11 protein-coding genes, 1 tRNA gene and 1 pseudogene are annotated in these 11,303 nt (G+C 55.2%); 4 read left to right on the top strand and 9 right to left on the bottom strand.

Going from position 1 to position 11,303, the window contains the following annotated elements; translation table 11 throughout:
- From RTM06_RS21800 to RTM06_RS21810, 3 genes and pseudogenes are all read right to left on the bottom strand, one after another.
- A pseudogene (locus tag RTM06_RS21800) lies at positions 1 to 164 on the bottom strand (allophanate hydrolase); the annotation flags it as partial.
- On the bottom strand, positions 161 to 871 hold the full coding sequence (pxpB, locus tag RTM06_RS21805) for a 5-oxoprolinase subunit PxpB (protein ID WP_256698231.1): 711 nt from the start codon (positions 869 to 871) through the stop codon (positions 161 to 163). The gene pxpB and the pseudogene RTM06_RS21800, both read right to left, overlap by 4 nt.
- 2 nt (positions 872 to 873) lie before the next feature.
- Entirely contained in the window at positions 874 to 1,713 is an 840-nt protein-coding gene (locus tag RTM06_RS21810; RefSeq protein WP_312184695.1) for a transporter substrate-binding domain-containing protein, read from the bottom strand.
- 270 nt (positions 1,714 to 1,983) lie between these two features.
- Between RTM06_RS21810 and RTM06_RS21815 the strand changes: the two genes are divergently transcribed.
- Positions 1,984 to 2,904, top strand: coding sequence for a DMT family transporter (locus RTM06_RS21815; RefSeq protein WP_312184696.1), 921 nt, complete (start codon positions 1,984 to 1,986; stop codon positions 2,902 to 2,904).
- A 57-nt stretch (positions 2,905 to 2,961) separates the two neighbouring features.
- Here the strand turns inward: RTM06_RS21815 and RTM06_RS21820 are convergent, their stop codons facing one another.
- The 6 genes from RTM06_RS21820 to aspA form a co-directional block, all read right to left on the bottom strand.
- Positions 2,962 to 3,657 carry an RraA family protein gene (locus RTM06_RS21820; protein ID WP_256698235.1) on the bottom strand — a complete coding sequence of 232 codons (696 nt, stop codon included), beginning with the start codon at positions 3,655 to 3,657 and terminating at the stop codon, positions 2,962 to 2,964.
- A 441-nt stretch (positions 3,658 to 4,098) separates the two neighbouring features.
- A tRNA-Phe gene (locus RTM06_RS21825) sits at positions 4,099 to 4,174 on the bottom strand.
- Between the two features lie 108 nt (positions 4,175 to 4,282).
- Positions 4,283 to 4,861, bottom strand: a complete 579-nt coding sequence (gene dicD, locus RTM06_RS21830) for a division control transcriptional repressor DicD (protein WP_008104431.1) — start codon at positions 4,859 to 4,861, stop codon at positions 4,283 to 4,285.
- Between the two features lie 66 nt (positions 4,862 to 4,927).
- A complete protein-coding gene (locus tag RTM06_RS21835) occupies positions 4,928 to 6,628 on the bottom strand; it encodes a protein-disulfide reductase DsbD (protein ID WP_312184698.1) in 1,701 nt (566 codons plus the stop codon).
- An 83-nt stretch (positions 6,629 to 6,711) separates the two neighbouring features.
- Positions 6,712 to 8,013: an anaerobic C4-dicarboxylate transporter gene (locus tag RTM06_RS21840; RefSeq protein WP_256698239.1), complete on the bottom strand. Its 1,302-nt coding sequence runs from the start codon at positions 8,011 to 8,013 to the stop codon at positions 6,712 to 6,714.
- Positions 8,014 to 8,130: 117 nt separating this feature from the next.
- The gene (gene aspA / locus RTM06_RS21845) at positions 8,131 to 9,567 is read right to left on the bottom strand and encodes an aspartate ammonia-lyase (protein ID WP_008104424.1); all 1,437 of its coding nucleotides are present in this window, start codon (positions 9,565 to 9,567) and stop codon (positions 8,131 to 8,133) included.
- A gap of 375 nt (positions 9,568 to 9,942) precedes the next feature.
- On the opposite strand from aspA, the gene RTM06_RS21850 reads away from it, so the two are divergent.
- The 3 genes from RTM06_RS21850 to RTM06_RS21860 all read left to right on the top strand — a co-directional run.
- Positions 9,943 to 10,395 (top strand): FxsA family protein, encoded by a 453-nt coding sequence (locus tag RTM06_RS21850; protein ID WP_179451878.1) that lies wholly within the window; start codon positions 9,943 to 9,945, stop codon positions 10,393 to 10,395.
- 192 nt (positions 10,396 to 10,587) lie between these two features.
- The gene (locus tag RTM06_RS21855; protein WP_008104420.1) at positions 10,588 to 10,881 is read left to right on the top strand and encodes a co-chaperone GroES; all 294 of its coding nucleotides are present in this window, start codon (positions 10,588 to 10,590) and stop codon (positions 10,879 to 10,881) included.
- A 46-nt stretch (positions 10,882 to 10,927) separates the two neighbouring features.
- Positions 10,928 to 11,303: TCP-1/cpn60 chaperonin family protein (locus tag RTM06_RS21860; RefSeq protein WP_312184699.1), on the top strand; the 376-nt coding region annotated here is incomplete at its 3' end.

The raw sequence follows: 11,303 nt of genomic DNA on the forward strand, positions 1-11,303 counted from the left end.
ACTTCAATCGCCGCTGCATTTTCGTCGTTGCCGAGCAGAAGATTACCAGCACGCAGCGCCAGCGGATCCATCGCGCCGCTCACCGACACCCCCATGTGGCGATAATTGAAGCGACCTAAATCCTGCACCGTGTTCAGCGCACCGCTCTGTTCGATCTCAATCACAGCTCTATCCTCTGCGGCAGAAAACGGATGCGATCGCCCGGTGCCATCAGCGCGGGCGATGCGGCCAGCGGGTCAAACACCGCCAGCTCGGCAAAACCAATCGCGTTCCAGCCGTTCGGGCCGGTCAGCGCTGAGACGCCCGCCTGCGCGCCGCCGATGGTGACGGTGCCTTTCAGCATGCTGAGCGACGGCACTTTCTTGCGCGGCGTTGCGAGTAGCGGATCCAACCCATGCAGATAACCGAAGCCCGGCGCGCTGCCCAGCGCAAATACGGTGTATTCACTTTGATGATGCAGGCGCACCACGTCGCGCGGGCTTAAGCCGGTATGGCGACAGACCGCCTCGAGATCGGTGGCGTGTTCACCGCCGTAATGCACCGGGATTTCAATCAGTTTGCCCTGCGGACTGATCGCCTGCGCCTGATCCCAGGCAGCGTGCAGCTGCATGCGCACGGCGTTTTCATCGGCTGGGATATGGCGGAACAGCACCAGCAGATTGGTGACGCCGGGGATCAGCGCTTCAATGGCTTCGTCGGCATGCAGCAGGCGCGCCAGCGACCAGATGCGGCGCTGCGCCGGGAGATCGAAACCGCCCGGCGCTTCCACCAGCCACGCGCGTGCGCCGATGGTGGAGAGCTTAATATCAGAGGAGCAAGCCAGCGCGGGGGCGCTGGCGGGCGGGAGTGCAGAGTGCGACTTCACGGGCATGGTTATTCCAGCGGTTCAAATTTCAGACTGGAGAGCGGCTGTACGCGCTCTTCGCGCACCATTTTGTATTCGGTGTTGGGCCCAATCCATGTATCCCAGATTTTGTCGATGGTGCCGTCATCGTCCATCGCCTTCAGGCTGCTGTTGACGCTGGCCAGCAGTGCCGGTTCATCACGCTTCATGCCAACACCAATCGGCTCCAGCGCCATCGGCTCTTTGATCATCGCCAGATTGATGCCGTCTTTTTTCGCCTGCGAAATGGTTTTGATGCCGGTCATGGTGTTGGTGACGAAGCCGACCGATTTGTTCTGCTCCAGCGCAAGGAATGCGGAGGCTGAATCCTGGAAGGTCACCGCTTTGCCGCCTTTAACGTGGATCGACTGTTCAGAGGTGGTGCCTTTGGTAGCGCTGATGCGTTTGCCCTGGAAATAGCTCAGCGGCTTATCGGCCAATGGTGCTTTCACCAGCAGCATCTCTTTGGCGACGTAATAGGGATCGCTGAACTGAATCTGGTTGCCGCGAGTTTTGGTATAGGCAAGGTTAGCGATCAGCACGTCGGCGCGGCCGGTGGCAATCACCGCAATACGCGCTTCCACCGAGGTGGGCACCAGTGTCAGTTTGACGTTCATCTGCTTCGCCAGCGCGTTGCACAGATCGATATCCATGCCCGCCAGCTGACGCGTTTTCGGATCCGGAGAAGAGAAGGGCGGCACGTCCGAATAGACCGCACACTTCAGCTCGCCGCTGGATTTGATGTTCGCCATCATGTCTGCATGAGCAGCCGAAATAGCCAGCAGCGGCAGCAGTGCCAGCCCGATGGTGGTACGTCTTTTCATGGTCATGTGAACTTCCTCAATGATGAATACCACGGCGTCACCGGGACGGAGCGCCTGATTTCTCGCTTTTCTGGACTATATCGGCTTTATTTTCAGACGAAAAAGAGGGAAACCCTGTCGTGCAATAGCAAAAAAATATGGCTAAGCGGCGCATAAGTTCTTTCTATTCGGGCAGAGCAAAAAAGTGTTATCCAGCGCACACTTTTCTCGCCAGGCTGGTCGCATATCCTCTCGGCAGTCCCGCCGATTGCATGTGGTAGAGAGAAGTGAAAAAGCATGAATGCCCGATTAGGCGTGTTATTGAAGATAGTGGCCGCGCTGTGCGCCACCTTGATGCTGGCGTGTGTGAAGGGATTGAACGGCGCCATTCCCACTGGCGAAGTGATATTTTTCCGCAGTTTTATCGCGCTGTTTCCGCTGCTGATTTGGCTGAAAATGCAGGGCAACGTGCTGGAAAATCTCAAGACGCGTAACCTGTTTGGTCACTTCATTCGTGGCTTCTCCGGTACCGGCGGCATGTATTTTAACTATCTGGCGCTGGTGTATATCTCACTCGCTGATGCGACGGCGTTAAGCTATGCCGCGCCGCTGTTTACCGTGATTCTGGCGGCAATGCTGTTGAAAGAGCGGGTGCGGGTTTCGCGCTGGATCGCGGTGGTGGTGGGATTATCCGGCATTCTAATCATGCTCTCTTCCAGCCTGAGCGCCAGCGGCGCGCTGTTTTCTCAGGGTGCCAGCAACGCGACGGCGAGCCTTGGCGTGGCATTTGCGCTGATTGCGGCGCTGTGTTCCGCGACCTCTAACGTACAAATTCGCTTCCTCAACGGCATCGAAAAGCCGGGCGCGATTGTGTTCTATTTCTCTGTAATGACGACCCTTATTGGCCTGGCGACGGCGCTGTTTGGCTGGAGCAAACCGAGCGCAATTCAGCTGTTGTTGCTGGTGGGCTGCGGCCTGTTTGGCGGTCTGGCACAGATTCTGGTGACGCTTAGCCTGCGTTACGCCGATGCCTCGCTACTGGCACCGTTCGATTACACCACGCTGGTGTGGTCGATGCTGATTGGCTATCTGTTCCTGAATAGCCTGCCGGGCAGCACTACCTTGCTGGGCGCATCAATTGTGGCGCTGGCTGGGATATTTGCGGTGTGGCGTGAAAATCGCCAGCGCAAGCTGGCGATGGTGAGTAGCACGCCGTAGGGTTGCCATTAATGGCGACCTGGTGCGCATAAATACGCACCCTACGACGGCAAAAGATTAGCGGAATACATCATCAATGATTTCAACCTGCTTGGTGCGCAGCGTCTCATCCAGCCAGCCACGTTCCAGCGCGCCGGTTTTCGCCAGTTCGAAGTTGTGTTCATCAACAATGAGATAAGCCTGCGCCGCTTCGAGAATGCGCGCGGCATCCTGGCGAGGAATCACAATCACGCCATCCGCATCGCCCAGCACGATATCACCCGGCGAAACGTGAATTTTGCCGCAGGCAATCGGCACGTTGATCTCGCCGGGACCGTCTTTGAACGGGCCACCCGGCGTGTGACCGGCGGCGTAGATTGGGAAGTCCATGCGTGACAGCCCTTCGATGTCGCGGACCGGTCCGTCCAGCACAATGCCTTCCATACCACGCTGTCTGGCATAGGTCGCCATCACTTCACCCATCAGCGACTGGCTGCGATCGCCTTCGTTCGACAGAATAATCACATCGTTTCGACCTGCCATATCCAGCGCTTTATGCAGCATCAGGTTGTCACCGGAACGCGCTTTAACCGTCACCGCCAGGCCACACATGATCGGTTGGCGCGGCGCGGTTTTCAGGCTGATCTCCGCCGACAAGGCGGGCAAGCGGCTCATGCAATCCGCTACCACTGCGGCCGGTAATCGGCGAAAGGCTTCCAGCAGCGGTTCGGCATCGGCGGGACGGCGTAAATAGATTCGGTTTCCTGCGCTCATGGTTATTTTCCTGTAGGGAGTGATTTAATTAATCGAATCGTGTTTATGAATAAATAATTAAATATGAAAGTAAGTGATTTTATTTTTCGTTTTGAACAGTCATTACTTCAATGATTAGGGCGTTAGGCTAACAAGCTGAATCAGCAGGTGATTACTGGGATGAGATTAAGCTTACGCGATTGTGCAGGTGTTACGTATGGGATGTTACGGCTAACCGAGACAGGATCACGAATTAATATTTAGAATAGATTTAACTCACTGATAATTAATTTTATTGGATTTTATTATGGGGGAATAGATTAAAAGTATTAGCTAGGGATAAATAAATTGGTATCGATCAATGCTGAATAATCAACGTGTAGGGAAGGAAAGGAGGCAGTGGTTGAGATTAGCAAACGCAGAAAAGCAAAAACCCAGCCATAAGCTGGGTTTTCAGAATGTTGGTGCCCGGACGCGGAATCGAACCACGGACACGGGGATTTTCAATCCCCTGCTCTACCGACTGAGCTATCCGGGCAACGGGGCGCATTAAACCCTAATGGCTTATCGTCGTCAACGGCTTTCGTCAAAAAAGCGCTGCAATCGTGATTGATTGCTTGCTTTTCAGACAAGATGGATAAAAAGGCTACGCCAGCGCACCATTTTTGCGGCACAGCGCGATGCCGAGTACATCTTCCGCCAGGCGGCGCGCCGTCGCCACATCCTGTACGTTACGTTTCACCAGCAGTTTGCTCAGGCAACCTTCCAGAATCAGCTCCATCTGATCGGCCACCATGGTGGGATTATCCAGCGCTAAATCGACCAGAATTTCATGGGTGAATTGCCAGGAACTGCGCTTTTGCTGTTCTGCTAACTGATGCACCGGCTGATCGGGTTGCGGATAGAAACTGCAGGCGGCGATAAACAGGCAGCCGGGAAAGCGGCCTTTGCTGACGTGCTCACTTAGCACTTCGTAACGGGCCAACAGCTTTTGTTCGGCGCTGAGATGTTCATTGAGCTGCACCTGACGACGCCAGCTATCAATCTGCTGGCCGTGATAGCGCAGTGCGTCGTACAGCAAGGCATCACGATCGGGCCAGAAACGCGTCAGCTGTTCGGCTTCAAGACCGGTTTCGCCAGCCAGTTGGCTCAGGGAAGTGGTGGCGGCCAGACCGCTCTGTTCGAGCACATTCAACGCATGCTCGAGTATTTGTTCACGTTGCAAGTGACTCTCCTCTGGAATGCGGGCCCGCTCGCGGACGCGCGGGCAGTGTTCTGCTGACAGTGTCGTTTAACGTGACACATTCTGCAAATGCGCACGGAAATCGGCGGCGTTGAGGAAGCCGGTGACGCGCGAATCAGGGATCTCTTTGCCATGCGCATCGAAGAACAGAATGGTCGGCAAACCTAAAACCTGCAGATGCTGTAACAGCGCGTTGTCCTGCGCGTTATTGGCGGTGACATTGGCTTGCAGCAATTGCACCTGACTTAATGCGTTACGCACACCTTCATCGCTGAAGGTGTATTTCTCGAACTCTTTGCAGGCCACACACCAGTCGGCGTAGAGATCGATCATGGTGATACGGCCTTGCGCCTGCTGCAGCGCGCTGTCGAGCTGCTCGCTGCTGGTGATGGTTTGGAACGGCAGATGCGCCACGGCTTGCGCGCTGTTGCTGCTGCCAAACGCCCAATCCTGTAACGGGCGAGCACTCACTATCGCGGCGGCGAGCATGATGATTTGCAGCACACGCCATTTACCGCTGGCGCGCAGGCTAAGGCTGAATGCCCAGGCAAAAAACGCCACGCCGAGCAGGCTCCACAAACGGATGCCCCACAGATCGCCAATCACGCGTTCCAGCAGGAACACCGGCAGCGCCAGAATCACAAAGCCAAAACCCTCTTTGACGGTTTGCATCCATGGCCCGCTTTTCGGCAGCAGCTTGTTGCCAAACAGGGTAACGGCAATCAGCGGCAGGCCCATGCCGAAGGCATACAGCCACAGCGTGCCGGCGCCGGCCCACAGATTACCGCTCTGCGCGATATACAGCAGAATGGCGCTGAGCGGTGCGGTGGTGCAGGGCGAGCAGATTAATCCGGCCAGTGCGCCCATCATAAATACGCCGGGCAGCGATCCACCTTGCTGGCGATTGCTCCACAGCGTGAGGCGCGTTTGCAGGCTGGCAGGCAATTGCAGCGAGAACAGGCCAAACATCGACAGCGCCAGCACGATAAACAGTGCCGACAAGCCCATTAACACGTAAGAATGCTGTAGCGCCGCCTGGAAGCGTAATCCCGCCGCTGCAACCACCATGCCGAGCAGCGTGTAGGTCAGCGCCATGCCTTGCACATACACCATCGCCAGCGCGAATAGTCGCCCCATCGAATAGCGGCGCGGGCCACCTAAAATGATGCTGGAGATCAGCGGATACATCGGCAATACGCACGGCGTGAAAGCGACGCCAATACCAATCAGCAGCGCCCACAGCGGTGAAAACGGCAGCGGCGTGCTGTTTTTGGCGGGCTGCGCGCTGACTGCGGGTGCATCCTGATGGGCGGCAACCGCGCTAAGCGGTACGGCGCGGGTTTCAGGCGGATAGCAGAAACCGGCGGCGGCGCAGCCTTGATAGGTGACGGTAATGCTCGCGCCAGCATCGGCCTGACGCAGCGTGATCGGCAGTTGCAGATCCTGCGGGTAGATTTCACTTTTGCCATAGAACTCATCTTCGTGCGGCTGGCCAGGCGGCAGCGTCAACGGGGTAATCTGCGCTTTTTGCGGCGTGACGTGGATTTGCTGGCGATAGAGATAGTAGCCATCCTTCACTTTCCAGCTGAGCGTCAGCTGATTGCCCTGTTGAGTGAAATCGAAGCCAAATGCCTGATCAACCGGCACAAAACGGCTGTTGTTGTTCGGGGAGAAGAGTGAGGCTTGTGCCGAAAGGCAGAAAACCAGCGCCAGGCAAAAGCCGGCAAGGCGAAAGAGTCGTGCAGCCATAGCGAATGAATGAGCTCCGGTGGCGAATAGGCCGCGATAATAGCACGACCGCTTCGCCACGAGGTTTTCAGGATGTAACGGCGCTACAGAATCAGGCTGCCAAACAGGAAGCCAAACGCCACCGAGAAGGCAATCGCCAACACGCCGGGAATAATAAAGGAGTGGTTAAACACAAACTTACCGATACGGGTTGATCCGGTGTCATCCATTTCGACGGCGGCCAACAGCGTAGGATAGGTCGGCAGCACGAACAGCGCAGAAACCGCCGCAAAGGAGGCGACGGCGGCCAGCGGCGAGACGCCCAGCATCAACGCGGCAGGCATTAACGCTTTGGTGGTGGCGGCCTGCGAATAGAGCAGCGTGGCGGCGAAGAACAGCACCAGCGCCAGCATCCACGGATAACCTTGCAGCATGTCACCGGCTAACGCCTGAATGTCGTTGAGGTGTGCTTTAACGAAGGTATCGCCCAGCCACGCAACGCCCATCACGCAGATACAGGCGCTCATGCCTGATTTAAAGGTGCTGGCGCTGAGGATTTCACCGGTATCGATTTTGCAGGTCAGGCAAATTAGCGTGGCAACGGTCAGCATAAACACCACGATAGCTTCGTTGCGCGGCAGCACCGGATTGGTGATCAGGCCAACGCTGTCGCTAATCGCGGTGGCGTAGAGCACCACGGCGGCGATGCCGATCAGGAAGAGGAAGACAGCACGCTTCGCGCCGGGTTTGATGTCATAAACCTGCTCACCGCGCAGTTTCACTTCACCTTTTGCTAAACGCGCCTGGTAAACCTCATCATCCTTGAGTTCTTTGCCGAGGAAACTGGTGATGATGGCGGCGCAGAAGATTGCTGCCATGGTAGAGGGAATCGCGACGCCTAACAGCGCCAGATAACTTACGCCGCGCGGTTCAAGAATGGAGGCGAAAAACACCACTGCCGCAGAAAGCGGCGACGCGGTGATGGCAATCTGCGAGGCGACGACCGCAATCGATAGCGGACGAGAAGGGCGCACGCCTTGCTCTTTCGCCACTTCAGCAATCACCGGCAAGGTGGAGAACGCGGTGTGACCGGTACCGGCCAGCAGCGTCATGATGTAGGTGACCAGCGGCGCAAGGAAGGTGACATAGCGTGGATGACGGCGCAGCAGGCGCTCGGCCAATCCCACCAGATAGTCGAGACCGCCGGCGATCTGCATCGCGGCAATCGCGGCAATCACCGCCATGATAATTTCGATCACATCGAAGGGGATCGCGCCAGGTTTTAAGCCGCAAATCAGCGTCAACGCCAGCACACCTAAACCGCCCGCGAAACCGATGCCGATGCCGCCAAGACGCGCACCGAGCCAGATCGCCAGCAGGACAATAACCAACTCCACTACTACCATTCGTTCCACTCCCTGAGCCGCAGAGAAATCCCGACTCTTAAAGTTGTAGCCGCCAAAATGAAAAAAGCACGCCGCATTGTATACGGGCGTGCTTTTGGCAACTTGATCCGGAACGGATTACTGTTCGTTTTCGTCGGTGTAACGTTTGGCTTTATATACCGGATGCATCAGGTTCTGAATGGAGAAAATATCGTCCAGTTCGGTTTCCGTCAGCAGGCCGCGCTCCAGCACCACTTCACGTACGCTCTTGCCGGTTTCAGCGCAAATCTTACCGACGATGTCGCCATTGTGATGGCCGATGTACGGGTTGAGGTAAGTGACGATACCAATCGAGTTGAACACGTAAGCTTCACACACCGCTTTGTTGGCGGTGATGCCGTTGACGCATTTTTCCAGCAGGTTGAAGCAGGCGTTCGTCAGGATGCTGATCGATTCGAACAGCGCCTGGCCAATCACCGGCTCCATTACGTTGAGCTGCAGCTGACCGGCTTCTGACGCCATGGTGACGGTGATGTCATTGCCGATCACTTTGAAGCACACCTGATTCACCACTTCTGGCACCACCGGATTCACTTTGGCGGGCATGATTGATGAACCGGCCTGCAGTTCTGGCAGGTTGATCTCATTCAGGCCGGCGCGCGGACCGGAAGAGAGCAGGCGCAGGTCGTTACAGATTTTCGACAGTTTCACCGCCAGACGTTTCAGCGCTGAGTGCACCATCACGTATGCGCCGCAGTCGGAAGTGGCTTCAATCAAATCTTCTGCAGGCACCACCGGCAGATTACTCACTTCCGCCAGACGCTGTACCGCCAGCTGCTGGTAGCCATCTGGCGTGTTGAGACGGGTACCGATGGCGGTCGCGCCAAGGTTCACTTCCAGCAGCAGTTCGGCGGTGCGCAGAATGCTGCGGGTCTCTTCATTCAGCAGCACGTTAAACGCGTGGAACTCCTGGCCAAGCGTCATTGGCACCGCATCCTGCAGCTGGGTACGACCCATTTTCAGGATGTTTTCGAACTCAACCGCTTTACGCTGGAAGCCTTCGCTCAGCTGATTGATACCGTCGAGCAGTTTCAGGATTGAAGCGTATACCGCGATACGGAAACCGGTTGGATAAGCGTCGTTGGTGGACTGACACTTGTTCACGTGATCGTTGGGATTGAGGTACTGATATTCACCTTTCTGATGGCCCATCAGCTCCAGACCGATGTTGGCCAGCACTTCATTGGTGTTCATGTTGACCGAGGTGCCCGCGCCGCCCTGATAGACGTCGACCGGGAACTGATCCATGCATTTACCGTTATTCAGCACTTCATCACAGGCCTGAATAATGGTGTTGGCGATATTGCGGGGAATGGTCTGCAACTCTTTGTTGGCGAGCGCGGCTGCTTTCTTCACCATCACCATACCGCGGACAAACTCCGGTATGTCGCTGATTTTACTGTTACTAATATAGAAGTTTTCAATCGCACGCAGAGTATGAACACCGTAGTAAGCGTCTGCCGGAACTTCGCGCATGCCTAACAGGTCTTCTTCGATACGAATGTTGTTCGCCATGATTACCTTCTTATTATTGCTGCCTGGTTACTGCCGGGCGTCCGGATGGACGGGCGGCAATTAACGTGCAGGTGAAGCGATTATATTGTCGTGGAATGTCAGCGCCGACATATTATCCATCTTCGCGCTGACGGGCACGATCATATTCTGATGTTACAGAATTGTTTGTGCACAGATCACTTTACGGGCTTTTGCAGGCCCAGCGGTAATAACGATATGTGATGTACTTCGCAATTTTAAGTCAGTGGGAAAAAAATGGCAGGATCGGTTGAAAATGCCGGTGCAAATGCCCATCTCTATCAATACGGTCCTACAGACCCTCCCTTTCTGCTGCCTGGCAATTTGCGGGGCAGCTCCAACTCACAGGAGAATTCGGTGCGCTGGTTACCGTTAGTGATTTTTTTTGTTTTGGCCTGGATTGAGATCTCAATCTTCATTCAGGTCGCGCATGCGCTGGGCGTGCTGCTCACCATGTTGCTGGTGATCTTCACCTCGTGTATTGGTGTGTCGCTGGTGAAAAATCAGGGCATGAAAAACTTCCGGCTGATGCAGGAGAAGCTGGCGCGTAACGAAAGTCCGGCGGCGGAGATGACCAAAAGCGTTTCGTTGATCATCTCCGGCTTCCTGCTGCTGTTGCCGGGTTTCTTTACCGACTTCCTTGGTTTACTGCTGCTGTTGCCGCCGGTGCAAAAACATCTGACCCTGAAGTTGATGCCGCATCTGCGTATGTGGCGCGGACCGGGTGCTGGTCCGGATGCCGGTTTCACCGTGGACGGTGAATACGAGCGAAAAGATCAGGACCGAATTGGTCACGATAAAGACCAATAAACTCATCAAGGCGGCGCAAGCCGCCTTTTTGCTGCATTTTTCGCCATCTGTTGCAAAAACGAAAATATTTATATTTTTTGCCCTTGAATCCCCACTTATTGCCCCTATCTCTTCCAGCACGAGGCTGGAAGCCCTGCTGTCCGGCTCAACCCCAAAAATGAATGATTGGACTTTCTAAAGGAGAGCTATCAAATGAAAATTCGTCCATTGCACGATCGCGTTATCGTCAAGCGTAAAGAAGTCGAAGCTAAATCAGCGGGCGGCATCGTGCTGACCGGTTCAGCTGCCGGTAAATCTACCCGCGGTGAAGTCCTGGCTGTTGGCAAAGGCCGCATCCTGGAAAACGGTGAAGTTAAGCCACTGGACGTAAAAGTGGGTGATCTGGTGATTTTCAGCGAAGGCTACGGTGCTAAAACCGAGAAAATCGACAACGAAGAAGTTCTGATCATCTCCGAAAGCGACATCCTTGCAGTAGTTGAAGCGTAATTTACGTGTAATTCACTGAACGAAACGAATTTAAGGGATATTTGAAATGGCAGCTAAAGACGTAAAATTCGGTAATGACGCACGCGTGAAAATGCTGCGTGGCGTAAACGTACTGGCAGATGCAGTAAAAGTTACCCTGGGCCCGAAAGGCCGTAACGTGGTTCTGGATAAATCTTTTGGTGCACCGACCATCACTAAAGATGGTGTTTCTGTTGCGCGTGAAATCGAGCTGGAAGACAAGTTCGAAAACATGGGCGCACAGATGGTGAAAGAAGTGGCCTCTAAAGCGAACGACGCAGCAGGCGACGGCACCACCACCGCAACCGTTCTGGCTCAGGCAATCATCACCGAAGGCCTGAAAGCAGTGGCTGCGGGCATGAACCCGATGGATCTGAAACGCGGTATCGATAAAGCCGTTATCG

Origin of the sequence: Pantoea sp. CTOTU46764 (assembly GCF_031974595.1) — a bacterium.
GTDB lineage: Bacteria > Pseudomonadota > Gammaproteobacteria > Enterobacterales > Enterobacteriaceae > Pantoea > Pantoea trifolii.